Source organism: Rothia koreensis (assembly GCF_052232265.1).
Lineage (GTDB): Bacteria > Actinomycetota > Actinomycetes > Actinomycetales > Micrococcaceae > Rothia > Rothia koreensis.
Genome location: NZ_CP197643.1, coordinates 1,521,388 through 1,546,527, shown reverse-complemented (window position 1 = coordinate 1,546,527; position 25,140 = coordinate 1,521,388). Strand labels below are relative to the sequence as shown.

The 25,140-nt window shown below is 65.3% G+C and carries 19 protein-coding genes and 1 pseudogene; 8 read left to right on the top strand and 12 right to left on the bottom strand.

The features are described 5' to 3' along the window. Positions 1 to 12 precede the first annotated feature (12 nt). Positions 13 to 4,131 (top strand): ATP-dependent RNA helicase HrpA, encoded by a 4,119-nt coding sequence (gene hrpA, locus ACTSLZ_RS06795; protein WP_443094539.1) that lies wholly within the window; start codon positions 13 to 15, stop codon positions 4,129 to 4,131. Positions 4,132 to 4,164: 33 nt separating this feature from the next. On the opposite strand, the gene ACTSLZ_RS06790 is transcribed toward hrpA, so the two are convergent. From ACTSLZ_RS06790 to ACTSLZ_RS06775, 4 genes are all read right to left on the bottom strand, one after another. Continuing rightward, a complete protein-coding gene (locus ACTSLZ_RS06790) occupies positions 4,165 to 4,827 on the bottom strand; it encodes a response regulator (protein ID WP_436594255.1) in 663 nt (220 codons plus the stop codon). Beyond that, entirely contained in the window at positions 4,818 to 6,179 is a 1,362-nt protein-coding gene (locus ACTSLZ_RS06785) for a sensor histidine kinase (protein ID WP_443094538.1), read from the bottom strand. Before ACTSLZ_RS06785 ends, ACTSLZ_RS06790 begins: the two co-directional genes overlap by 10 nt. A 141-nt stretch (positions 6,180 to 6,320) precedes the next feature. Then, positions 6,321 to 6,746 (bottom strand): HIT family protein, encoded by a 426-nt coding sequence (locus tag ACTSLZ_RS06780; protein WP_443094537.1) that lies wholly within the window; start codon positions 6,744 to 6,746, stop codon positions 6,321 to 6,323. Beyond that, the gene (locus ACTSLZ_RS06775) at positions 6,743 to 7,417 is read right to left on the bottom strand and encodes an MBL fold metallo-hydrolase (protein WP_443094536.1); all 675 of its coding nucleotides are present in this window, start codon (positions 7,415 to 7,417) and stop codon (positions 6,743 to 6,745) included. The genes ACTSLZ_RS06780 and ACTSLZ_RS06775 overlap by 4 nt, the downstream gene beginning before the upstream one ends. Before the next feature lie 178 nt (positions 7,418 to 7,595). Here ACTSLZ_RS06775 and ACTSLZ_RS06770 point away from each other — a divergent pair, with 178 nt between their 5' ends. Next, on the top strand, positions 7,596 to 8,060 hold the full coding sequence (locus ACTSLZ_RS06770) for a Fur family transcriptional regulator (RefSeq protein WP_397554881.1): 465 nt from the start codon (positions 7,596 to 7,598) through the stop codon (positions 8,058 to 8,060). Here the strand turns inward: ACTSLZ_RS06770 and ACTSLZ_RS06765 are convergent. The 6 genes from ACTSLZ_RS06765 to ACTSLZ_RS06740 all read right to left on the bottom strand — a co-directional run bounded on the left by ACTSLZ_RS06765 (position 8,027) and on the right by ACTSLZ_RS06740 (position 15,237). Next, positions 8,027 to 8,965 (bottom strand): metal ABC transporter permease, encoded by a 939-nt coding sequence (locus tag ACTSLZ_RS06765; RefSeq protein WP_443094535.1) that lies wholly within the window; start codon positions 8,963 to 8,965, stop codon positions 8,027 to 8,029. The genes ACTSLZ_RS06770 and ACTSLZ_RS06765 overlap by 34 nt on opposite strands. Continuing rightward, positions 8,965 to 9,795 carry a metal ABC transporter ATP-binding protein gene (locus ACTSLZ_RS06760; RefSeq protein ID WP_443094534.1) on the bottom strand — a complete coding sequence of 277 codons (831 nt, stop codon included), beginning with the start codon at positions 9,793 to 9,795 and terminating at the stop codon, positions 8,965 to 8,967. The genes ACTSLZ_RS06765 and ACTSLZ_RS06760 overlap by 1 nt, the downstream gene beginning before the upstream one ends. A 94-nt stretch (positions 9,796 to 9,889) precedes the next feature. Then, positions 9,890 to 10,864: a metal ABC transporter solute-binding protein, Zn/Mn family gene (locus tag ACTSLZ_RS06755; RefSeq protein WP_443094533.1), complete on the bottom strand. Its 975-nt coding sequence runs from the start codon at positions 10,862 to 10,864 to the stop codon at positions 9,890 to 9,892. 93 nt (positions 10,865 to 10,957) lie between these two features. Then, the gene (locus ACTSLZ_RS06750; RefSeq protein WP_178979660.1) at positions 10,958 to 12,148 is read right to left on the bottom strand and encodes a hemolysin family protein; all 1,191 of its coding nucleotides are present in this window, start codon (positions 12,146 to 12,148) and stop codon (positions 10,958 to 10,960) included. Further along, on the bottom strand, positions 12,145 to 13,533 hold the full coding sequence (locus tag ACTSLZ_RS06745) for a hemolysin family protein (protein WP_443094532.1): 1,389 nt from the start codon (positions 13,531 to 13,533) through the stop codon (positions 12,145 to 12,147). Before ACTSLZ_RS06745 ends, ACTSLZ_RS06750 begins: the two co-directional genes overlap by 4 nt. 225 nt (positions 13,534 to 13,758) lie before the next feature. Beyond that, positions 13,759 to 15,237 (bottom strand): GuaB1 family IMP dehydrogenase-related protein, encoded by a 1,479-nt coding sequence (locus ACTSLZ_RS06740; protein ID WP_443094531.1) that lies wholly within the window; start codon positions 15,235 to 15,237, stop codon positions 13,759 to 13,761. A gap of 352 nt (positions 15,238 to 15,589) precedes the next feature. Between ACTSLZ_RS06740 and ACTSLZ_RS06735 the strand changes: the two genes are divergently transcribed. From ACTSLZ_RS06735 to ACTSLZ_RS06725, 3 genes are all read left to right on the top strand, one after another. Further along, a complete protein-coding gene (locus ACTSLZ_RS06735; RefSeq protein WP_443096108.1) occupies positions 15,590 to 19,447 on the top strand; it encodes a multifunctional oxoglutarate decarboxylase/oxoglutarate dehydrogenase thiamine pyrophosphate-binding subunit/dihydrolipoyllysine-residue succinyltransferase subunit in 3,858 nt (1,285 codons plus the stop codon). A 170-nt stretch (positions 19,448 to 19,617) separates the two neighbouring features. Beyond that, positions 19,618 to 20,217, top strand: a complete 600-nt coding sequence (locus tag ACTSLZ_RS06730; RefSeq protein WP_129314137.1) for a GDSL-type esterase/lipase family protein — start codon at positions 19,618 to 19,620, stop codon at positions 20,215 to 20,217. A gap of 182 nt (positions 20,218 to 20,399) precedes the next feature. Beyond that, positions 20,400 to 20,474, top strand: a complete 75-nt coding sequence (locus ACTSLZ_RS06725) for a 50S ribosomal protein bL37 (RefSeq protein ID WP_443096107.1) — start codon at positions 20,400 to 20,402, stop codon at positions 20,472 to 20,474. Positions 20,475 to 20,753: 279 nt separating this feature from the next. Here ACTSLZ_RS06725 and rsrA read toward each other — a convergent pair. Both rsrA and ACTSLZ_RS06715 read right to left on the bottom strand, forming a co-directional pair. Further along, positions 20,754 to 20,999 (bottom strand): annotated as a pseudogene (rsrA, locus tag ACTSLZ_RS06720) (mycothiol system anti-sigma-R factor); the annotation flags it as partial. Positions 21,000 to 21,028: 29 nt separating this feature from the next. Then, on the bottom strand, positions 21,029 to 21,691 hold the full coding sequence (locus ACTSLZ_RS06715) for a sigma-70 family RNA polymerase sigma factor (protein ID WP_238692249.1): 663 nt from the start codon (positions 21,689 to 21,691) through the stop codon (positions 21,029 to 21,031). A 331-nt stretch (positions 21,692 to 22,022) separates the two neighbouring features. Between ACTSLZ_RS06715 and ACTSLZ_RS06710 the strand changes: the two genes are divergently transcribed. The 3 genes from ACTSLZ_RS06710 (at position 22,023) to ACTSLZ_RS06700 (ending at position 25,126) form a co-directional block, all read left to right on the top strand. Then, positions 22,023 to 22,535: a DoxX family protein gene (locus ACTSLZ_RS06710; RefSeq protein WP_443094530.1), complete on the top strand. Its 513-nt coding sequence runs from the start codon at positions 22,023 to 22,025 to the stop codon at positions 22,533 to 22,535. Between the two features lie 126 nt (positions 22,536 to 22,661). Then, positions 22,662 to 24,017: a 3-phosphoshikimate 1-carboxyvinyltransferase gene (aroA, locus tag ACTSLZ_RS06705; protein WP_443094529.1), complete on the top strand. Its 1,356-nt coding sequence runs from the start codon at positions 22,662 to 22,664 to the stop codon at positions 24,015 to 24,017. After that, the gene (locus ACTSLZ_RS06700; RefSeq protein ID WP_397554889.1) at positions 24,017 to 25,126 is read left to right on the top strand and encodes a ribosome small subunit-dependent GTPase A; all 1,110 of its coding nucleotides are present in this window, start codon (positions 24,017 to 24,019) and stop codon (positions 25,124 to 25,126) included. Before aroA ends, ACTSLZ_RS06700 begins: the two co-directional genes overlap by 1 nt. Positions 25,127 to 25,140 lie beyond the last annotated feature (14 nt).

Genomic DNA, 25,140 nt, shown 5'->3' with positions numbered 1-25,140 from the left:
ACTGGGAGCGATATGTCTGACCAGCCCGTGCATTCCGACCCCGTTCGCCGCCACATCACGTACCCCGAGTCCCTGCCCGTTTCGGCCCGCAGGGAAGACATCATGAATGCCATTCGGGACCATCAGGTCGTGGTGATCGCCGGCGAGACCGGTTCCGGCAAGACCACGCAGATCCCGAAGATGTGCCTCGATCTGGGCCTGGACGCCGGCGGCATGGTCGGGCACACCCAGCCCCGCCGGCTCGCGGCCAGATCCGTGGCGGAACGGATCGCCGAGGAATTGGGCGAGGATCTGGGGCAAACGGTCGGTTACCAGGTCCGTTTCACCGCCGAAGTCAGCGAACAGACCTCGATCAAGCTCATGACCGACGGCATTCTGTTGGCGGAGATCCCTCACGATCCCCTTCTGAAGAAGTATTCCGCCATCATCATTGACGAGGCGCACGAGCGGTCCCTGAACATCGACTTCATCCTGGGGTATCTGAAGAGAATCCTGCCGCAGCGGCCCGATCTCAAGGTCATCATCACGTCCGCGACCATCGACCCGGACCGTTTCGCTCGCCATTTCGCCCCGAGCTTCGACCCCGTTGCCGAGCACACGGAGGACGAGCCGATGCCGGAGGACGCGGCCCCGGTCGTCGAGGTCTCGGGTCGCACCTATCCGGTGGAGATCCGCTACCGGCCGCTCGAGGGCTCGGCCCAGTCCGACGACGACTCCGATGATCTCGACGCCGAGGACAGGGACCCCCTGGACGCCATCTGCGATGCCGTGCTGGAACTCAAGAATGAGGATCCAGGGGACATCCTGATCTTCTTCTCCGGCGAGCGCGAGATCCGGGACGCGGCCGATGCCCTCGAGGACCTCGCGAAGAAGCACCGGTCGCTGGCCGGGACGGAGATCCTGCCGCTGTTCGCACGGCTCTCGATGTCCGAGCAGCACAAGGTTTTCCGCCCGTCCGGCAAGCCCCGGATCGTGCTGGCCACCAACGTCGCGGAGACCTCGTTGACGGTTCCGGGGATCAAGTACGTGATCGATCCGGGGACCGCCAGGATCTCTCGCTACTCCGTGCGGACCAAGGTCCAGCGGTTGCCCATCGAGAGGATTTCGCAGGCCAGCGCGAATCAGCGCTCGGGCCGTTGCGGTCGCGTGTCGGACGGCATCGCGATCCGGCTCTATTCGGAAGAGGATTTCCTCTCCCGGGCCGAGTTCACCGACCCCGAGATACTGCGCACGAACTTGGCGTCGGTCATCCTGCACACGATGTCGATCGGCGTCGTCCGCTCCCCCGGAGACATGGAACGGTTCCCCTTCGTCCAGCCTCCGGCGAAGCGTTCGATCTCCGACGGCGTCAACGTGCTGAGGGAGCTCGGCGCCCTCAAGGATTCCTCCGATCGGGACGCGGAACGGGCCGAGAGGACCAAGAAGAAGGGACGGTCCCGCGGTTCCAGGACTGACTCTCCCCTGACCGCCGTCGGGCGCAAGCTCTCGGCGTTCCCCGTGGACCCGAGGCTCGGACGCATGATCGTTGCAGCTCAGGAACTGGGCGTTGCCAAGGAAGTCATGGTGCTGGCCGCCGCGCTGACGATCCAGGACCCGCGCGAGCGACCGACCGAACAGCGGGCCCAAGCCGATGAACGACATGCACGGTTCAAGGACGAGACCTCCGATTTCTCCGGATACCTGTTGTTGTGGCAGTACCTCCAGGAGAAACAGACGGAGCTCTCTTCGTCCCAGTTCCGCAAGATGTGTCGGCGGGAGTACATCAACTACCTGCGGGTTCGGGAGTGGCAGGACCTCTACGAGCAGTTGCGGAACCTGGGCTCGCGGGCCGGGGTCAAGGTGTCCCGCGGTCGGACCATTCGAGTGGGTGAAACCGAGGAGGCCGTCCACCGGTCCCTCTTGGCCGGCCTGTTGAGCCACATCGGATTGAAGGACCAACGCAGGCACGAATACCAGGGCGCGCGGGGAACACGCTTCTCCATCTTCCCCGGATCGTCCTTGTTCAAGAAGAATCCGGACTGGATCGTGTCCGCCGAACTCGTCGAGACGTCCAAGTTGTGGGCCCGCGTCAATGCCTCGGTGGATCCGCGCTGGATCGAGGAAGCCGCCGGGTCGCTGCTCAAGCACACGTACTCCGAACCGTACTGGTCGGCCAAGCGAGGTTCGGTCATGGCCTACGACAAGGCCACGCTCTTCGGGGTTCCGGTCGTGACCGATCGGCCCGTCAACTACTGGCGCATCGACCCCGTCCTGTCCCGCGAGCTGTTCATCCGCAAGGCCCTGGTGGAGGGCGACTGGCGGACCAGGCACCGGTTCTTCCACCGCAATCAGAAACGGCTGGCCGAGATCGACCAGCTCGAAGCCCGATTGCGGCGTCGTGATCTGCGGGTGGACGACGACGTCATCTTCGACTTCTACGACGCCCGCATCCCCGCGGACGTGGTCTCGGAACGCCACTTCGATCGGTGGTGGAAGAAGACTCGGCCACAGAACGAGCATCTGCTCGACCTGGATCCCGAGAACCTCATCGACGAGGAAGCCCGGGATTACGACGAATCCCAGTTCCCGAGGACCTGGGTCCTTCCGACCTCGGATTCGCAGTTGCGACTGGACCTCACGTACGAGTTCGCACCGGCGGCCCCAGGAACCAGGCCGGAGGCCGACGGGGTATTCGTGCAGGTTCCTATCGTCTTCCTGAACCAGATCCAGCCCGAGCCGTTCGAGTGGATGATTCCGGGGCTCCGCCACGAACTCGTGACCGCACTGATCAAGTCGTTGCCCAAGGCTTCTCGGAAGAATTTCGTACCCGCGCCCGACGTCGCCAGACAGGCCGTCCAGGCTCTCGACGCCGACTTCGAGCCGTTGCACGACGAGCTTCTGCCTTCCCTCGAGCTGGTTCTCCGGCGCCTCAAGGGGTACGTGATACCTCCGGGGTCCTGGAATTGGGATGCAGTCCCCGACCACTTGCGCATGACGTTCCAGGTGCGCGATGCCGGGAACAAGCTTCTCGGCGAAGGGAAGGACCTGACGGCGCTCCAGGAGGATCTGCGCCCGCAGATCCGATCCGCGCTGGCCGCATCGCTGGGTGCGTCGCCGGACGCACTGGCCCGGGTGGCCTCCCAGGGCCAGGGGTCCGGCGAGGGCGCATCCGACATCGCGAAGGGCGGACCCGGTTCCGGGACGTCGGCAGAAGCCGCCGTGGCCTCGCGGAACGACCGAGCCGGATCGGGATCCGCCGAAGGCTCGGGAGTCGTGGAGGTGTCCGGTTTGAACGACTGGCCGGAAACGGATGTTCCACCCAGGATTACCCGCACCATTGCTGGGCAACGGGTCGAAGGCTACCCCGGTCTCGTGGACGAGGGCCGGAGCGTCGCCGTGCGGGTCATGGCCTCCGAAGACGAACGGGACCGGTCCCAGAGACAAGCCACGATCCGGTTGCTCTCGCTGCGCGTGCCGTCCCCGCAGAAGTACGTCTCCGACCACCTGAAGAATGATGAGAAAATCGTCTTCACGCAGAATCCCCACGGATCGGTCGAATCGCTGATCGCGGACTGTACGGTCGCCGCCTTGGACAAGCTCACGCCCGCAACCGCGCCGAAGACCCGAACCGAGTTCGAGGCACTGTTCCATGAGGTCCGCGCCGAACTGATCGATACGGTCTTCGCGGTCACGAGTCTCGTCGCACGCATCCTCAAGACGGCCACTCAGGTGCGCAAACAACTCAAGACCTCGGCGTCGTTGGCGGTGATCAACAACGTCAACGACATGAAGGCCCAACTCGAGAGCCTGGTCTATCCCGGGTTCGTGGCCGCCACAGGGTACGACCGGCTCGTTCACGTGCCCCGCTACCTCGACGGGATGAGCCGGAGGATCGAGAAGATGGGCGAGCGCCTCTCCAAGGACACGACGTCGATGCTCGAAGTCCAGGCCCTGGAGGACGACTACGACGCCGCTGCGGAGAAGTATTCGGTCGACGGAGTCGTTCCCCCACCGCTCGCGGATGTCGGATGGATGATCGAGGAACTCCGGGTCAGCTACTTCGCCCAGGAGCTCGGCACGGCCCGGCCCGTCTCCGCGCAGAGGATCCGAAAAGCGCAGAAGCAGGCGATCGAGCAGATCGCCCACGCCTGAGACGCCGTCACGGTCGTTGCCCGGGGCCGGTCATCAGGTGGCCCCGCCTCGTTTGAGGTACCGCAGGACCGCGGTGACCCGCCGGTGGACGTCGTCGGCCTCGGTCAGCCCGAGCTTCGCGAATATTCTCTGGCAGTGTTTCTCGACCCCGCCCTCGCCGATGAAGAGAGCCTCGGCGATCCCGGCGTTGGTGTGCCCTTCGGCCATGAGTCCGAGGACCTCGGTCTCACGGGCCGTCAGCGAGGCGAGCGGCGCGTCGCCCCCGTGCTTGTCCCGGAGCAGGAGCTGCTGGACCACGTGCGGATCGAGCACCGTCCCGCCGTCGGCAACCCGGCGGCACGAGTCCAGAAAGGCATCGATGTCCGAGACGCGATCCTTCAGCACGTAGCCGATGGATCCCGTGCCCGAAGCGACCAAGTCCTCGGCGTAGGCGAGAACCACGTACTGGCTCAGCAGCAGGATCGGGGCATTCGGGCGTTCACGGCGCACCTCCACGCTGGCGCGCAGCCCTTCGTCCGTGTGGGAGGGCGGCATACGGATGTCGCACACCGTCAGGTCAGGGTCCAGCTCGAGCGCGGCCCGCTTCATCGAGGGACCGTCCTCGACATCGGCGATGACCTCGTGCCCGTCGTCCTCGAGAATGAGCCGGAGCCCTTGCCGCAAGAGCGCCGAGTCGTCGGCAATCACTATTCGCACGGTATGACTCCCCTGATGAGGGTTCCTTCCCCGGCCGGGGATTCGATGTTGAGCTCGCCGTCGACGCCGCGCAGACGGTCCTCCAGGCCGGCCAGGCCGTGGCCCTTGGCCACGGAGGCGCCCCCGACGCCGTCGTCGCGCACTTCGACGACGAGGCGGTCGGCCTCCCGGCGAACCGCCACGAGGGCTTCCGAGGCACCGGAGTGCTTGTTGACGTTCACCAGAGCCTCGGAGATCAGGAAGTAGGCGGGCATCTCCACGTGGGACGGGAGGTTTTCGTCCGCATCCCACCGGAGGGCCACGGGAACCCCGGAACGGACCACGGATTCGCTGACCGCGGCACGGAGGCCCCGGTCCACCAGCAGGGCCGGCGCGATGCCTCGAGACAACTGACGAAGCTCCTGGAGTGTTTCCTGGTTCTGTGCGCCGGCCTCCCGGAGAATGCGGTCGGCCTTCTCCGGATCCGTGGACACGAAACGCTGGGCCCTGGAAATATCCATGCCGAGTCGAACCAGTCGCTGTTGCGGTCCATCGTGGATGTCGCGTTCGAGGCGACGGAGGGCATCTCCTTCGGCCCGCCGGGCAGCGGCACGGGACCCTTGCAACGCGGCGACCCGGTGACGCGCGGATTCCGGCAAGCACAACATGGCCGAGGACAGTTCGGAGCGGATTCTGGCCAGCCCGAGGGTCAGCCACGGCAGGGTCACCAGGAACACGAGAGCCAGGAGCATGTAACCGAACGCTTCGGTCAGGTACGGGTGATCGGACACGAACGGAATTCCCGTCTGCGACCAGGAGAGCAGGTCGGCCAGGGACCCGTAGTTCAGCGGATTGTCCGACCCGGACCGGATCATCAAGGTGATCGGACCGGCGATTCCGGCCAAGACCACGCACCACCAGGCGAAGACCACCCAGAAGACCACCGTGGAGACCACGAAGTCCACCAGTATCCACGCAATATTCATCCACGACTGCCCGTGGCCGGCGTCGGCCTTGAACCTGTCGATCAGACCCTGGCCGGGACGCGGCGGGATGGGCCGTCGCAGTGGCCGGCCCCGGAGCCACGCGACCTGGCTCCTCTCGATCCAGCTGACCCCTCGACCGTAATAGATCGCGCCCCACAGCAGGAACACGCCGAGCAGGAACACCGGCAGCAACCCGACCCCCGCACTCAGCAGCGTGACGACCACGATCAAGGAAACAAGGGACACGGGAAAACTGCCCAGCAGATACACGCTCGCGCGACCCCAGCGGCGCAACCAGGAACCACCCCGGGTTCTCGGGACCGTGCCCTGGAGGTCAGCTCCATCCCCCCACCGCGGGTCGGTCGCGGAGGCGGATTCTTCGCTCATGTCATCGGCACATGCGTTCATGGTTCCATCGTCGTGACATCGGAGCCCCCGGACCATCCGACCAGCTGGTCAATACGGTGTCGGGCCAGCCCGACGGGCGCTTGCGACCGCTCCCTTCGGTGTCGACTCCGGCTTGGGCCGTCAGCCGACCTCTGCCTCGGAATGCCCCGCACGGGTGAGCGCGTCACGAATCGATGCGGCGGCCTCGTCCATGGCGTCCTGGTCGGGATCGTTGTCCACCTGATCGAAGCTGAACTCTTCGATCGAGTTGGTCGGCCAGACGTGCAGATGTGCGTGGGGAACCTCGAAGCCCTGAATCATGAGTCCGACGCGAACCGGGTCGTAGACCTCGTTGATCGCCTGACCAATGGTCCGGCACACGGCCATCAGATGCAGGGCAAGGTCTTGGGGAAGGTCGACCCAGTGGTCGATTTCATCGCGAGGCACCACGAGCACATGACCCATGGACAACGGCGCGATGGAAAGGAAGCCCACGGCCTTGTCGTCCTTCCAGACAAAACGGCCGGGCAGATCGCCTTCAATGATTTTGGTGAATACGGTGCTCACGGTGTCTCCTCCAGGTCGACTGACTCGTACGGGTCCAGGCGCGCGTACGTTGTTCCGTACTTTCCGCCGAAAGTCTTCAGATGGTTGGTCAGCATCGCGAGGCCCTCCTCCGCGAGGAGACCGTCGTGGATGGGATAGGCATGGTCGGCGCCGACGGAGATCACGAAATCCACCACTTCGTGCAGTTTGTTCCACGGAGCGTGAATCGGCACCAGGAGGTTCCGCACGTGGACGCCGTCGGGAACGATGAGGCTGTCCCCCGGGTGGTACAGGGTTTCGTCGATCATGAAACCGATGTTCTCGACGATCGGAACCAGTGGGTGGATCAGAGCGTGCTGACCGCCGAAGGTCCGGACCGAGAACGGGGCAAGGTCGAAGGATTCTTCGCCGCGCACCTCGTGCACGCGATCGGGGGCCGATACGGCACTCTTGATGTCGCCGGCGATCGAACCGGGAGCATGGACCTGGACGTCCGGATGGTGGTCGAGAAATTCGTTGACGACGTCGGCGTCGTAGTGGTCCGGGTGCTCGTGGGTCACGAGGATGTGGTCGACGCCGTCCAGCGCCTCCCTGAGTTCCTCGGCGGTCGAAAAATTGCCCGGGTCGAGGACCAGGACGGAACCGTCCTTGTCCAGGCGTACGCACGAATGCGTGAACTTGGTGAGTCGCATGACACCCAGACTATCTCGCCAGCGCCATCACGGCGAAGGGGCTTGTCGGAGCCGTTACGCCCTGCGCGATGGACGACCTCGTCGCACCTAGAATGTGCACAATGGGATGCGGCGGTGAACCGCAACCGACCGGGCTGGGACGAGCCCGCTCCAGGAACCGGCAGAAAGAGGGACTAGCATGGCGGCGCAACGACCCGCGCACGAGGGACGGGAGAGGTCCACCGACGCGCGCTCCAGCCAGGAGCACCGGAATACGCGTCAGCGCAGGACCGTGGTGGAGGCCCTCGACACCCTGGAAGACTTCCATTCGGCGCAGGACTTCCACCGCATCGTCGCCGACCGGGGCGGACGGGTCTCCTTGGCGACGGTCTATCGAATTCTCCAGTCCCTCGAGGACACCGGAGACGTGGACGTGGTGCAGGGCGACGACGGCCAGGCCCTGTACCGCAAGTGCTCGGCCGACGATCACCATCACCACTTGCTGTGCAGGCGCTGTGGCGCGGCCGAGGACATCGAGGCCGACGTCGTCGAGCGCTGGGCGGAACAGGTGGGAGCCGCATCCGGCTACACCCAGATCGCCCACACCATCGAGCTGACGGGCTTGTGCGCTCAGTGCACCCGCGAGGTTGCCGGCTCCTCCTGATTCTCCTGAGCCGAGATCCTGCCCGAGCCGGTCAGGCGACGCCGCATCATGGCGATGACCCGGCACACGATGTAGATCAGGAACGAAATCGTGGTCACGTAGGGACTGATCGGCAGTGACCCCGCGAGCGCGAGCATGATCCCGCCCACCGTGGACAATTCGGCGAACACGACGGACAGTACGACCGCCTTGACCGGTGACGCGGTCAGTTGGATCGCGGCGGCCGCCGGGGTGATCAGCAGCGCCAGGACCAGCAAGGAACCGACGACCTGGACCGAGAGGGCCACCGAGACGCCCAGCAGAAGCATGAAGACCATGGACAGTCCCCGGAGCGGGACACCCTTGGCGGTGGCGACGTCCGGGTCGAGGCTCGCGAAGGTCAGCGGCCTCCAAACCGCGAGCAGTCCGCCGATCACGACGACTGCTCCGATCACCATCTCGGAGACCTGGGCCGCGTCCACGGAAACGATCTGCCCGGTGAGCAACGAGAACTTGTTCGCGGACCGTCCTTGGTACAGGGACAGGAACAGGATCCCGAGGCCCAGTCCGAACGGCATCAGCACCCCGATGAACGAGCTGTTGTGGCTCGCTCTCGCTCCCAGGATTCCGATGATGGCCGCCGCCGCGATCGATCCGACGAGTGAACCGGTGATCACGTCCAAACCGACGAAAAGGAACAGCGCGGCTCCCGCGAAGGAGAGCTCCGCGATGCCGTGCACCGCAAAGGACCCTTCGCGCATCATCACGAAGGTTCCGATGAAACCACCGATGAGGGCGAGCACGGCGCCCGCCACGATGGACTGGCTGAGCAGGGAGAACAGTGCGCCGTAGTCGTCGAAGACGAAGATGCGCCCCAGGAAGTCTCCTGCGGCGAGCGCGCTGGGGGCGATGGTATCGATCGGCATCAGGCTTCCCCTCCGACGTCGTGGGCATGGCAGTCGTTTCCCGGCGCTTCGGACGCGGCTTGCGACCCGACGACGACGTAGCGCCCGTCGACTCGCAAGACCTGAACCGGAGCCCCGTAGACCCGACTCAGGGTCTCGGTGGTCATGACGTCCTCGACGCTTCCCACCGTGAAGCGCCCATTGGCCAGGTACAGCACCCGGTCGACGTCGTCGATGATGGGGTTGATCTCGTGGGTCACGAAGACGACCGTCGCCCCGGACTCGCGACGGTACTCCTCGATCAGTTGGCTGACCGCGCTCTGGTGTCGCAGGTCGAGGGACAGCAAGGCTTCGTCACAGAGCAGGAGTCTGGGCCTGGAGGCCAGCGCCTGGGCCACCCGCAGTCGTTGTTGTTCGCCACCGGAGAGGAGGCCGACCGGGACCGCGGCGTATTCGGTCGCGCCGACGCGCTCGAGCAGTTCGTCGACGCGGGCCCTGCGGCGTCGGGACGGGAACCCGGGGCCCCAACGGTGGCCATCCAGCCCCAGTCCCACCAGGTCTCGGGCCCGGAGGGGAGTGTCCGGCCCGAAGGCACGTTGTTGCGGCACGTATCCGATGCGGGGATTTCCCCGCCGGACACCGTCTCCCAGCACGCGGACGGATCCCTCGGAGAGAGGCAGCAGCCCGAGAAGTGTTTTGAGGAATGTCGACTTGCCGGAGCCGTTGGGCCCGAGCACGGCGAAGTACTCCCCCTGGTCGATCTCCAGGGTCAGATCCTTCCACAGCGTCCGGTCCCCGAAGGACAGGGCGGCCGCCTCGAGCTCGACGCTCGGCGTGCGGTGTTCGGACACGGTGAATACTCCTTGACGAGTCGGGGTGGGGAACGGCACACGGTGACGCCGCCCCGGTCCGGGACGGCGTCACCGTGCGTCGTGAATGGTTGTCCTAGTTCTTCTTCTCCAGAGCCTTGGACACGTTGTCGAGGTTCTTGTTCATCCAGTCGACGTAGTTCTCGCCATCGGGCAAGGTCTCGGTGAAGGAGACGGTCGGAACGTCCTGTTCCTCGGCGTAGGTCTTGATGTCCTTGGTCTGAGAGGACTCGGTCTGCGAGTTGAAGCCCAGCATCGCAATGTTGCCGGAGGCCAGCTGGTCCTTCATGGACTTGATGACCGACGCCGGAGCATCCGTGTCTCCCTCGATGGCTTCGTAGAAGTCGTTCGAGGTGGCATCCTTCAGCCCGGCATCCCCCAAGAGATATCCGGGGACGGGTTCGGTGGCCAGGTACTCGCGGTCTTCTCCATTGAGCCCTGCGGCCCGGTCCTTGACCTTGTCGATCTCGTCGGCCAAGTGGTCTCCGCGCTGGGTGTAGTCATCCTTGTGGTCCTTGTCGAGGCTGCCCAGCTCCTCGGCGACCTTGTGGCTGACCTTGGCCATGACCTCGGGGTTGTACCAGACATGTTCGTTGAAGGACCCGTGATCGTGGTCGTGGTGTTCCTCGGAGGCCGAGTCCTCGTCGTGGTCGTGGTGATGGTGCTCGGCGGCGTCCTCCGCACCGGGCAGGCCGGACAGCTTGACCGCGTCGATCTTCGTCGCCTTCGAATCCTTGCTGATGTCGTCCATGAAGGCGTCGTATCCGCCGCCGTTCTCGACGATCAGGTCCGCGTCCTTGACCTTCAGGCGGTCCTGCGAGGTTGCTTCGTAGGAGTGCGGGTCCTGGCTGGTCGAGTCGATCACGGGTTTGACGTCGACGTCGTCACCCGCGACCGACTTGACGATGTCGGAGTAGACGTTCGTGGACGTCACCACGGTGAGTTTGTCGTCGTCCTTCTTCGTGTCCGAGTTCGCGCTCGAGCATCCGCTCAGTGCGATCCCGCAAGCCGCCGCGACCGCAACCGTCTTCATCCAGCCCGTTCCGCGCATGTATGTCTCCTTGATCTAGAAGTTCGTTAAGCGAACGAATCGCATCTGCAAGAAGTCTACTCAGATGCGAATCGTTCACAATTTAGCGCGGACTTATGTGTTCTTCGGTGGTCGCGGCCTCTTGGTCGCAGCGGCGGTGGACCCGTTGTCCCCGGTCCCCCGGCCTCGCCCGCGGCGGGGCCGAGGTGCCTCCGAAACCGTGACGGGCTGGGTCTCCTCCCGGTACGGCGTGCCCGTCCGTCGGTGATCCATGGCCTGCGTCGAGTCCTTGATCTCTCCGATCAGCTCTTCCAGGACGTCTTCCAGGAACAGCACCCCGATGGTGTCTCCCCCACGCGCGATGACTCGGGCCACGTGCCCGTGGGTGCGCTGCATCGACCCGAGCGCGGCTTCGACGGTCGTGTCCGGGCGGAGGTTGATGAGTGATCGGACGCGGGTCAGCGGAGTGGGCCGTCGGTACCTTTCGTCCGGGATCGAGAGGACGTCCTTGACGTGCAGGTAACCCAAGTAGCTGCCGTCCTCGGACCGGAGCACGAACCGCGAGAACCCGGTTCGGCCCACGGCCTTCTCCAAGTCGTGCGGGGAGCAGTCGGACGGCAGGGTCACCAGCCGGTCCACCGGAACCATGACGTCTCCGACGCTCTTCTCCGAGAATTCCAGGGCGCCCGAGAGCATCCCGTCGGCGTCGGTGACGAGGCCCTCGGCGGTGGACTCTTCGACGATGGTCTGCAACTCCTCGAGCGTGAAGGTCGAGGAGACCTCGTCCTTGGGCTCGATCTTCATGAGTCTGAGTGCGCCGTTGGCCAGCCAGTTCAGGAAAACGATGACCGGCTTGACCGCGTGCGAGATCATCACCAGCGGAGGGGCAAGGAACAACGCGGCCTTGTCGGCCACCGATACCGAGATATTCTTCGGAACCATCTCGCCGAAGATCACGTGCAGGAACGTGACCACCAGGAGCGCCAGAAGGAACCCGATACCGTCCGCCGCCGAGGTCGGGACCCCGAGGTGCGTCAGAGGCAGGGCCACGAGGTGGTGGACCGCCGGTTCGGCCACGTTCAGGATCAGCAGGGAACAGACCGTAATACCGAGCTGGCAGCACGCCAGCATGAGGGACACGTGCTCCATCGCTCTCAGCGCGGTCTGTGCACGCTTGTTGCCGTTCTCGGCCAGCGGCTCGATCTGCGACCGCCGGGCGGACATGATGGCGAATTCGCCGCCGACGAAGAATGCGTTGCCTGCGAGCAGGACCACGAGCAGAGCCAGAGAAACCCAGTCGTTCATCGTGAGCCCCCGTTCGTTGCGGGCAAGCGGTCTGCGCCGTCCACGGCCCGACGCGGCCCGAGATCTTCCTTGATGGTCTCGTCGGCGTCGTGGGCGGACGGCGTGAACAGGATCCTGTCGACGCGTCGGTGGTCCATCCGCTCGACCTCGAGGATTCCGGTCTCGATCGGCACGGTGTCACCCACCTCGGGGATCCGTCCGAGCCGGTCCATCATGAATCCGCCCATCGTCTCGAAGGCCGGATCGTCATCAACGTCCAACGGGGTCACCTTCTCGGTCACCTCGTCGGGGCGCAGGAGGCCGGGGAAATGCCAGCGGCCGTCGGCGGTCTCGAGCACTCCGGGAACTGCCCTGTCGTGCTCGTCCGCGACCTCGCCGACGATCTCTTCGACGAGGTCCTCGAGCGTCGTGATCCCCGCGGTACCGCCGTACTCGTCCAGGACGACGGCGACCTGCAGGGCCGATTCCCTCAGCTGGCGCAGCAACGCGTCGAGGTGAATCGTCTCGGGAACGCGCAGGACGTCGTCCTTGAGCGCCCCGGCCTGGACCGTGTCCCTCCGCTCATTGGGAACGCCCACCGCGCGCTTGATGTGGACGACGCCCTTGACGTCGTCCTGGTCCTCTTCGTACAGGGGAAAACGGGAGTGCCCCGTCCGACGGGCTTCGTCGATGATCTCGTTGACCGTGGCCGTGGTCGGGAGCATCACGACCTGCCGGCGCGCCGTCATGACGTCCGAGGCGGTGTGTTCGGAGAAGTTCAGGGTCCGCGCCACGAAGTTGGCGGTTCCGGCATCCAGGGTGCCCAGGTCAGCGGATCGCCGGACCATTGAGGACAGCTCCTCGGGCGACCGTGCGCCGGAGAGTTCTTCCTTCGCTTCCAGGCCCATGAGGTGCAGGATCTTGTTGGCCGTCCCGTTCATGACCACCACGAAGGGCTTCATGACGGCGGTGAAGGCGAGCTGGTACCTCGCGAGCGCTCGTCCGATCTTGTAGGACTCGGCGATCGACAGGTTCTTGGGGATCAACTCGCCCAACGCCATCGAGAGCAGGGTCGCCACGAGCATCGAGACCACCAGCGTCACGGCGGAGGCGATGCCGGTGGGGATTCCCCACCCATCGACCGTCTCGCGCAGGAGGCCCTGGATGCCGACGTCGAGCGTGTAGCCGGTCAGCAGAGTCGTGATCGTGATGCCCAGCTGGCAACTCGACAACTGGGTCGACAAGGATTTGAGGCAACGGAGCAGTGGTTCGGCTCGCCGGTCGCCGTCCTGGATGTGCCGCACGACGGTCGGCTGGTCCAGCGCCACGAGAGAGAACTCGACCGCGACGAAGAACCCGGTTCCCAGGATCAGGAGGATACCGGCGAGGATGAGTAACCATTCCACGGAATCAATTCACCATCCCGCGGTGATGGTGGCGCGCTGAAGGCGGCCCGGAGCAAGAGCAACTGAAAGGGTCGTCCATAAGGGTTTCAGTCTAGCGCGACGAAACCCGCGAAGGTATGGGAAGAACCTGGGAGTCCGGGGTTTTCGATCCGAGCGAACATTCCGGGGACACTTGGAGTCGCCCGGGATGCGCCCGAGACGGGTGTCTCGGGCGCCGCCCGAAGATCAGACCAGCCAGGACTGGGAGCGCGCACGCCCTTCGTCGTACCCGGATGCCGCCTGGACTCCGACGACGGCGCGGTCGTGGAACTCTTGCAGGTCCGATGCCCCCGCGTAGGTCATGGAGGATCGCAGACCCGCCGTGATCTTGTCGACGATGTCCTCTGCGCTGGGGCTCGCGGCATCGATGTACATCGTCGAGTTGGAGATCCCTTCCTCGAACATGGCCTTCCGGGCACGAGTGAACGGATCTTCCTCCCGGGTCCGGTGCTTGACGGCCCTGGTCGAGGCCATGCCGAAGCTCTCCTTGTAGAGGCGGCCGTCGTCGTCCCGGTGCAGTTCGCCCGGCGACTCGAAGGTTCCCGCGAGCCATGAGCCGACCATGACCTGGCTCGCGCCGGCGGCCAGCGCGAGGGCGACGTCGCGCGGATGCTTGACCCCGCCGTCGGCCCACACATGTTTGCCCATCTCGCGCGCTGCGGTCGCACATTCGAGAACCGCGCTGAACTGCGGACGCCCCACGGCCGTCATCATCCGGGTCGTGCACATGGCCCCCGGTCCCACACCGACCTTGACGATGTCCGCTCCGGCCTCGATGAGGTCCCGCGTTCCGTCCGCGGAGACCACGTTTCCGGCCACAATCGGCACCTCGGGGTCGAGAGACTTCACCGCGGCGAGGGCATCGAACATCTTCTGCTGGTGCCCGTGGGCAGTGTCGACCACCAGCACGTCCGCGCCCGCCCGGAGGAGACCTTCGGCTTTGGTCGCGACGTCGCCGTTGATCCCGACGGCCGCGCCGACGATCAGGGAGCCCCGGGCATCGAGGGCGGGCCGGTAGGTGGCGGCACGAACTGCACCGGAGGTCGACATGACACCGGCGTAGAGACCCTCGCGCACGACGACGGCCAACTCGATGCCCAGCTCTTCGCATTCGGCGAATACTTGTCGCAGCGCCGCGTTGCGCTCCGCGCTTCCCCATGCGGCGCCGGGAGCCAGATCGGACGCATCGAGAAGAAGGGGAATCGGGTGCATGACCGACGCCACCGAGGCGGCCGGGTCCTCGTTCTGGCTCTCGTCCCGCCGGAGGATGCCGACGGGGCGACCGTCCTCGTCGACGACGACGGCCTCGTCGAAGCGCCGGTCGCCCAGACGACGCAGCGCATGATCGATCGATGTGTCCGGTGAGACGATCACGGCCGACTCGAGCAGAGGGTCGGCACCCTTGACTTCCTCAATGATGCGTTGCGCCGCGTCGGCGGGAACGTCCTGGGGCAGGATGGCCAGACCGCCGCGGCGGGCCAGAGTTTCCATCATTCTGGCGCCGGAGACGGCGGTCATGTTCGCGGCCACGAGGGGGACCGTGGTGCCGGTCCCGTCCTGTGTCCCGAGATCGGCATCGAAGCGGGACGAGACCTCGGAGCGCGAGGGAACGAGAAAGACATCGTTGTACGTCAGGTCGGTCGTGGGGGTATTCAAAAATCGCACTTGCCCCATGCTACCCAGGCCCGGCGGTTTCCGATACAGAGTCGTCCGCCCTGTGGAGAACCTGGCCCATTCCGTGTCGGCCGACACATGGTTCCGTGATGTCCCGATCTCGGTCGTGACACAGCCCGTATTCGGGTGGATAACGTCGAGCGAACCCTAATAGACTCGACCCGAGAGGTTGCGCCATCTCGCACTGTCGCGAGATCTTCGGCGGCTCCCCGGGGCCTGCTCGCCCCGAGAACCACCGCGCTTCGGCGGCATCCGGAATTCGGTAGGATCCACAAGAGGATACGGAAGGCTGAGCAGTTCAGCCCTGCCGGCATAAACAGCTAATGGAAGAGGCGTGAAGCTAGTGCCAGATCAGCCACATCACCAGATCCCTGAGGAATTTGCGGGTAACGAATGGCTCGTGGACGAGCTCTTCGAAAAGTACCAGCAGGACAAGAACTCGGTGGACAAGAAGTGGTGGCCCATCTTCGAATCCATGCAGGAGCAGGACAACGGATCCTCGGCGGGTACCGAGACGAAGACTGAGAAGCCCGCACAGCAGGCTCCCGCACAACCCCAGGCGGACAAGTCTCAGGCTGCCAAGCCCCAGGCCGCGCCGAGCAAGCCCGCGGCCGCGAAGCAGGCCGCGTCCTCCCAGCCGGAGCAGAAGTCCTCGCAGCCCGCGCAGAGCGCCGAGACCCCCAAGGCGGGCGCCAAGAAGGAAACCGACGCACCCCAGCAGGCGGGTGCGGACGCCAAGGAGTCCCCCACCACCAAGCGTCCGATCCCGGCCCAGTTGCCGGAGGGCGGGAAGAACGACGTCGAGACCGAAGAGGACCGCGTCGAGACCCTCCGGGGCCCGGGCAAGGCCGTGGTCACGAACATGGAGGAGTCCCTCTCGGTTCCGACCGCAACCACGGTCCGCGCCGTGCCCGCCAAGGTCCTGATCGACAACCGCACGCTGATCAACGATTATCTCCGTCGCTCCCGAGGCGGCAAGGTCTCCTTCACCCACATCATCGGTTATGCGGTGGTCAAGGCGCTCAAGGCCTTCCCGTCGCAGAACGTCGTGTACGGCCAGAATGACAAGGGCAAGGCCGCGGCCATCCACCCCGCGCACATCAATTTCGGCTTGGCCATCGACATGCCCAAGCCGGACGGTTCCCGCAATCTCGTGGTTCCGAACATCAAGAAGGCGGAGAACCTCAACTTCGCCGAGTTCTGGAACGCCTACGAGGACATGGTCAAGCGGGCCAGGGACAACAAGCTCTCGGTCGAGGACTTCAAGGGAACCACCGCTTCACTGACCAACCCGGGCGGAATCGGTACCGTCCACTCGGTGCCCCGCCTCTCCGCCGGCCAGGCGTGCATCATCGGCGTCGGCGCCCTGGATTACCCGGCCGAGCGCCGCGGAACCTCCCCCAAGACCCTGGCCAGGGAAGGCGTCTCGAAGATCCTGACCCTGACCTCGACCTACGATCACCGCGTGATCCAGGGTGCGGGCTCCGGCGAGTTCCTGAAGCTCATTGACCAGTACTTGCTCGGCGAGCACGGGTTCTACGACGAAATCTTCGAGGTCCTGCGCATCCCGTTCGAACCGGTGCGTTGGGCCGTGGACAACCAGGTCAACCCGGAAGAAGAGGTCAACAAGGTTGCCCGGATCCAGCAGCTGATCCACGCCTACCGGGTCCGTGGCCACCTGATCGCCGAGGTCAACCCGTTGGAATACGTGATGCGCAAGCATCCGGACCTCAACATCGCGACCTACGGCCTGACGCTGTGGGACCTCGACCGCGAATGGCCCACGGGCGGCTTCGGTGACGCGCCCAAGCTCTCCCTGCGCAACATCCTCGAGCTCCTGCGCGACGCCTACTGCCGCACGCTGGCCGTCGAGTACATGCACATCGAATCGCCGAGCGAACGCCAGTGGTTCCAGCAACAACTCGAGCACGGGTACACCAAGCCCAGTCGCGATGAACAGCTGCGCATCCTGGGCAAGCTCAATGCGGCGGAAGCCTTCGAGACTTTCCTGCAGACCAAGTACATCGGCCAGAAGCGCTTCTCCCTCGAGGGCGGCGAGTCCCTGATCCCGTTGCTCGACTCGATCATCTCGGGGGCCGCGGACGACGGGCTCGCCGGAGTCGGCATCGGCATGGCCCACCGCGGTCGCCTGAACGTGCTGACCAACATCGCCGGCAAGTCCTACGCCCAGGTCTTCCGGGAGTTCGAGGGCGAGCAGGATCCCCGCCTTGTCGGCGGTTCCGGGGACGTCAAGTACCACCTCGGCACGGAGGGCGTGTTCACCTCCGACGGCGGCAACGAAACACAGGTCTACCTCGCCGCGAACCCGTCCCACCTCGAAGCCGTGAATCCGGTGCTCGAAGGCATCGTGCGTGCCAAGCAGGATCTCCTGGACGAGGGCGGCGACTCGGAGAACTCCTACGGCGTGCTGCCGATCCTGGTCCACGGCGATGCCGCATTCGCCGGCCAGGGCATCGTGGCCGAGACCATGCAGATGTCGCAGCTGCGCGGCTACAAGGTCGGCGGCACCGTGCACATCGTGGTCAACAACCAGGTCGGTTTCACCACGACGCCGGGCGAGGGCCGCTCCTCGACATACTCGACCGACGTCGCCCGCATGATCCAGGCCCCGGTCTTCCACGTGAACGCGGACGACCCCGAGGCCGTGGTCCGGGTGGGTCAGCTGGCCTTCGAATACCGTCAGCGGTTCAACAAGGATGTCGTGATCGACCTCGTGTGCTACCGCCGTCGCGGCCACAACGAGGCCGACGACCCGTCGATGACGCAGCCGATGATGTACCAGCTGATCGAGGCCAAGCGCTCGACCCGCAAGCTGTACACGGAATCCCTCGTCGGTCGCGGTGACATCACCCAGGACGAAGCGGACCGGGCGCTCCAGGACTACCAGGAACGTCTCGAGCGGGTCTTCACCGAGACCCACGAGGCACAGACCTCGTCCGCGCCCCTCGTCACCGGGGACGCCGCCGCGGTGTCGAACATCGAACGCCCCGCGGCCCAGCAGATCGAGGACTCCGTCTACTCCCCCGAGACCACCGCGGTCTCGAAGGACGTCGTCGCCCGCGTGGGCGAGGTCCACAACGAGATGCCGGAGGGCTTCCAGGTTCACAAGAAGCTGGGACAACTGGTCAAGAAGCGCTTCGAGATGTCCTCCGCCGGAAACATCGACTGGGGCTTCGGCGAGCTGCTCGCGTTCGGGTCCTTGCTCATGGAGGGCATCCAGGTTCGCATGTCCGGACAGGACGTCCAGCGCGGAACCTTCGTCCAGAGGCACTCGGTCCTGCATGACACCCAGTCCAATGACGAGTGGGTCCCGCTGCGGAACCTCTCCGAGGACCAGGCGAAGTTCATGATCTACAACTCCCTGCTCTCGGAGTACGGAGCCATGGGCTTCGAGTACGGATACTCGGTCGAGCGACCCGACTCGCTGGTCATCTGGGAAGCCCAGTTCGGCGACTTCTTCAACGGCGCACAGACCGTCATCGACGAGTTCATCTCATCGGCCGAGCAGAAGTGGGCGCAGCGTTCCTCGCTCGTGCTCATGCTTCCGCACGGTTACGAAGGCATGGGCCCGGACCATTCGTCGGCACGCATGGAGCGTTTCCTGCAGATGTGCGCCGAGAACAACATGACGATCGCCGTCCCCTCGACCCCGGCCAACCACTTCCACCTGCTGCGCCGCCACGTGTACAGCAGGCCGCACCGGCCGCTGGTGATCATGACGCCGAAGCAGCTGCTGAGGCTGAAGGCCGCGACGTCGAGCGTCGAGGACTTCACGGAAGGCGATTTCCAGACGGTCATTCCGGACCAGGCGGGACTCAACGATGCGGACGTCAACCGCGTCATCCTGGCCTCGGGCCGCCTGTACTACGATCTGGCCGCGCGGCGGGAGAAGAAGAACGCGAACCGGACGGCCATCGTCCGGGTCGAACAGCTTTATCCGCTCCCGCTCGAGGAAATCAAGGAGCAGTTGTCCCGTTACCCGGAGGCAGAGGTTCTGTGGGCACAGGACGAGCCCGCCAACCAGGGCCAGTGGCCGTACCTGACGACGTCGCTGCTTCCTCTGCTGGACCGCGACATCCGTCTGGTGTCCCGTGCGGCCTCCGCGTCGCCCGCAACCGGTACCGGCAAACGCCACCAGGCCGAACTCGAGCATCTCGTGCAGCAGGCCGTCGAGCAGTAACCGGCATGTCGCCGTCGAGCCCCTGCTCTCGCCGTGGTTCCATGGTGGGAGCGGGGGCTCGGACATGCGGAGACCCCAAAGAACGTTTATCGTTACGTTAGATGCGATCGTTGGACTCCCCCTCGACGGGTTCCCATCGGTCTGACGCCGGAAACAACAGAAAGATTCTCGTGGAGCAACGAAACATTCGGATCGTGGCGGTCGGAGACGACTTGCTGGCAGGTATTGGTGACCCGCGCGCCCTCGGGTGGTTCGGTCGTGTCATGGCGCGCACACCACAGAATGTGGCACCGGTGGTCTCGTACAACCTGGCGGCTCCCGGTGAGGGAAGCGAGACGCTGAACGAGCGCTGGTTCGAGGAGGCAAGCCGGCGGTTTGCCAGCGGCGCGGACAATCGTCTCGTCGTCGCCCCTTCGACCTTCGACATCGACACGGGCCTGACCAGCGCACGCAGTCGCCTCAACCTCGCCAATATGGTGGATCTGGCCTCCCAGAACAACATCAAGGTCCTGGTCGTCGGTCCCCCGCCGACCCTCGATTCCGAGCGCAACCGACGCATCGCCGATCTTTCCGCGGCCTACGCGGATGTGACCACGCGCCGTCGTCATGTCTACGTCGACACGTTCAACCCCCTGCAGCACCACGAGCAATGGCGCCAGGACCTGGCGGCGAATGACGGCCGCCCGGGGCAGGCCGGGTACGGCTTGATGGCGTGGCTGGTTCTGCACCGCGGCTGGTACTCCTGGTTGCAGCTGCCCGAACAGCACTGAGCGCACGTCACAGCCGGACCCCGGGTGAGAATGTGCACCCGGCTCGTAGGATCTGGCACAATTGAACACAGTGCCCAATGCCCCGTGTCCGTGCCTGCGCACGGAGACGATTCGCACTGGGTTGACCAGCACCATGGCCGCACGTCGCCCCATCGGGCGACGATGCGCGGAAGGAGGCTCATATGAGCAAGCGTGGACGCAAGCGCAAGGATCGCTGCAAGAATTCAGCCAACCACGGCAAGCGCCCCAACTCCTGAGTCACTGACCTCAGGATCCCGGCCAGCCGCGGAGCCGCTGATCACCTCGTGACGAGCGGTCCGGTTGAAAGCGAAGGGCTGAGATGCATGAATGCATCTCAGCCCTTCGCTGTATACGGGCCCGCACCTTTGCTGCCCTGGTCGAACCGGAGAGTCCCGGAGGGGCCCGTTATGGGCCGGTCCGTTCCCCTGTCACGAGGCCATCGGGCGATCCGTGGGGTCGGACGGCTTCTGCGTGCCCAGACCGGAGTGGTCATGTTCGGTGGACTCGGTGCTGTCCCGGAGAGAGTCGATCCTGTGCAGGATCGACTGCTTGAGCTCGTCCGGGGCGGGTTCGCAACACGACCGCTTGACCGCGGAACGGATCACGCACTCGAGGTCGTATTCCCTCGCACAGGTCTCGCACTCGTTCAGATGGGTGCAGATGTCTTCGATGTCTTCCGCGGAAAGAGCGCCGTCGAGGTATTCGTAGATCCGTTGGATCTGTTCGTCGCGGCACCCGCCGCTTTCCTGGCAGTCTGTCATAATCCTTTCCTTCCTCACGATGGGCGTTCTCACCGCTGTTCGGCGCCCTGGGCGCCGCTCGAATTCTTGTTCTTCCGGGTCCCCGAGGACGCCTTCCGGCCCCCCTCGGTGCTGAAACCCAATCCGGAGGCATATTCCGCCAACTGCTCGCGCAGCAGTCGCCGGCCCCGGTGCAATCTGGACATCACGGTCCCGATGGGAATGTCGAGGATCTCCGCGATCTCCTTGTACGCGAACCCTTCGACGTCGGAATAGTAGACGGCCATCCTGAAGTCCTCGGGCAGGGACTGCAATGCGCTCTTGACGTCCGAATCAGGCAGGTGTTCGAGGGCCTCGGACTCTGCCGACTTCAGCCCCGACGAGGTGTGAGCCGAAGCCTGGACGAGCTGCCAGTCCTCGACCGAGTCGGTGTTCGCCTGATGCGGTTCACGCTGCCTCTTGCGATAGAGGTTGATGTACGTGTTCGTCAGGATCCGATACAGCCACGCCTTGAGATTGGTCCCGGGCTTGTACTGGTGAAAGGCGGAGAAAGCCTTCGTGTACGCTTCCTGGACCAAATCCTGCGCATCCGCCTGATTGCGAGCCATGCGCAAGGCGGCGGCGTAGAGCTGATCGATGTACTGCATTGCTTCCCGTTCGAAACGAGCCTTGCGCTCCTCGTCCGATTCACGGGACAGATCGACTGAGTCCACGGATTCCTTCCGCTTGGGCCTACTGATGAATTCACCCCAGTCTAGAAGGTTTGGCGGTTCAGATGCTCGACGCGTCGGATTCGACGGCGTCTCGACGGTGGCGACCACCTGACACCCCTCCCTCAGATCGGTTCCATGAGCTTGTCGTGGATTGCAACGGCTCCGGACCGCGTTGTATTCCGACACATTCGGCCGATGTTCGCAGGAGAAGAAACGCCACGGCAGCTTGTACGTTCGTTGACCCCATCACATAGGATGATGGAGAACCCACGGGTTGGCGTGCGGCATCCCACCGGTGCCGGGGCGCGCCAGCCCACGTTGAGGAGGAAACATGACCATTGTTCGCAAGCTCGCCCGTCCCGTCCTGGCAGCTTCTTTCATCTACAACGGCGTCAACCGCCTTCGCTCCCCCGAATCGACCCAGCACCTGAAGCCGGCGATCGATGCCGCGGCGAAGGCCTCCCCGCAGCTCGCTCCGTTGCGCGGCCAGGAACGCCTCGTCGGTCAGGCCATCGCCGCCACCCAGGTCGGTGCGGGTGCACTCTTCGCCCTGGGCCGCTTCCCGCGTCTGTCCTCCACGCTGTTGCTGGCCGCCGGCACGATCAACGCCTACATCGATTTCGTGAGCGCCGAAGCCGACACGAAGGAGCAGCAGGAAGCACGCATTGCCGACGGCGTCAAGAACGCGTCCCTGGTGGGAGCGGTCGCACTGACCTCGGTCGATACCGAGGGCAACCCGTCTCTCGCATGGCGCGCCGGCAAGCTCAGCGAGGACGTCAAGAAGAAGTCCAACAAATTCGGTGACGATCTGAAGAAGAAGTCCGACGACGTCTTCGGAAACTGATGCACGCCGTGCTCGGACGCAGTAATTGTCCGTGATTCCATCGGGGGCCCGTCTTCGCACGGGCCCCCGATGGTGCTTAAAGTAAGCCATGTACCCTGACGCAGACATCGACACCGAGGTAGATTCTTGACCCTTCCCGCGACCGGCGATTGGCCCGCTCCCCAGGTCCTCCCGACCACTTCCTGGAATGCACGAGTCCGCGTGCCCGGTTCCAAATCGCTGACGAACCGGTATCTTCTTCTTGCCGCCGCCGCGGATGGTCCCAGCACTCTTCGGGGGGCTCTCGACTCGAGGGACTCCGCGCTGATGATGACCGCCCTGGAGAGCCTCGGAGCGAAGTTCTCCAGGGACGGCGGGACGGTCCGGGTCACGCCGATCCCGGTTGGAACCGGCACGCGCGGTGATGAGATCCTCCACATCGATACCGGTCTCGCCGGAACCGTCATGAGATTCGTACCCCTGCTGGCCGCGGCCCTGAACGTTCCGGCGGCCTTCGACGGGGACGAGGGCGCGCGGCGTCGCCCGATGGCCCCGGTCATCGACGCCCTCCGCCAATTGGGGTGCGAGGTCGACGACGCGGGGACCGGGACCCTGCCCTTTGCCGTTCGTCCGCGCCCGGCCGACCATGGCCCAGAGGACTCCTCCGCGTCACCGAGGACGGTCCGGATCGACGCGAGCGCCTCGAGCCAGTTCCTTTCCGCGGCCCTGCTGACGGGTTGTTTCCTGCCCGGCGGGCTGCGCCTCGAGCATGTCGGCGACGAGGTCCCGTCCCTCCCCCATGTGGAGATGACAGCTCAGACGCTCGCCGAATACGGCATCGACGTGCGCGCCGAGGCACCCACCGCCTGGACCGTGCTTCCTGGCGTGCCGCACGCCCACGACGTCGCCGTCGAACCGGACCTGTCCAACGCGGGCCCGTTCCTTGCCGCCGCCGTGGTCACGGGCAACAGCGTCGTGATCCCGGACTGGCCCTCGAAGACCACCCAGGGTGGCGACCAATGGCGTCGGATCCTCCCTGAATTCGGCGCCCGGGTCCGCACCGTCGGCTCGGACCTGGCCGTGATCGGCCCGGAAGGCGGCGCTCGGGAGGGTCGCGTCCGCGGCGTCGACCTCGACCTCTCCGAGTGCGGAGAGCTCGCGCCGACGGTCGCGGCCATCGCCGCGGTGGCCTCGGGCCCCTCGCGGCTGAGGGGCATCGGCCACCTGCGAGGTCACGAAACGGACCGGCTCAAGGCGCTGGTCACCGAAATCAATCGACTCGGCGGCGAGGCGGAAGAAACCACCGATGGTTTGCGGATCACCTCACCCGTACGTCACGGAGATGTGTTCAGAACCTACGAGGACCACCGCATGGCCACGGCGGGAGCGGTCATCGGCCTCGTCGTCCCCGACGTCGTGGTCCAGAACGTCGAAACAACCTCCAAGACCCTGCCCGGCTTCACCGGAATGTGGGAGGCCATGCTCCGCGGAGGGGACGTGTGATGCGTCGTCGTTCGTCGGGCCATTGGGACGAATCGGATGTACGGATCCGTGCCAACAAGCGGGGCTCTCGGCCGCGGACCAAGGACAGGCCGGCCCACGAGGACGCCGTGATAGGTCGTGTCGTGACTGTGGACCGTGGCCGGTACACCGTCGACCTCGGCTCCGAGGGGCCAGGAACCGAAGTCACAGCGGTCCGTGCCAAGGATTTGCGCCGCGTCCCTGTGGTCGTGGGCGATCTGGTCGGGCTCGTGGGCGATACCTCGGGCGCGGAAGGCTCCCTGGCCAGACTCGTCAGGATCGAAGACCGCGCCACGGTCCTCCGTCGCAGCGCCGACGACACCGACCCGGTCGAGCGGGTCGTTGTCGCCAACGCGGGACAGCTCGTCATCGTGGTCGCAGCGGCCAACCCGACGCCTCGGACGGGGTTCATCGACCGCAGCATCGTCGCGGCCTACGACGCAGGCCTTGAACCCGTGCTGTGCGTGACCAAGACGGACCTGGGCGACGCCGCTCCCCTGCGCGACTACTACGCCGAAACCTCGTTGAGGATCCTTTCGAGCTCGCCCGAACGTCCTGAGGAAGCCGCGGCTCCGGCGGGCCGGCACGAGAGCCTGCCGCTCGACCCGACGACGGTCGAGACCATGCGGTCGCTCCTCGACGGTCACGTCAGCGTGTTCTTGGGGCATTCGGGGGTCGGCAAGTCGACGCTGGTCAACGCTCTGGCCGGAACATCCCGGTCGACCGGCGGGGTCAACGAGGTCACTGGGCGCGGGCGCCACACCTCATCGTCCGCCCTTGCCATATCTCCTTCGTGGGGCAGCGTCGGCACCTGGGTCGTGGACACGCCCGGCGTCAGATCCTTCGGTCTGGCGCATGTTCCCAAGGAGTCCATCGTCGAGGCCTTCGAGGATCTGGCCCCCGGATATGCCGACTGTCCCAAGGGGTGTACGCACGCGGCCGACGCCGCGGGGTGCGGCATTCAGCGGCTCGTGGATTCGGGGCACGCAGGGCCGTACGGCGCGCAGCGACTCGAATCGCTTCGACGCCTCTTGGGCGTCGCGGCGGAGGACGGGCTGGACCAGATGAAGGAGCTCGGCACGACGACCTGACAGGGTGGTGTCCC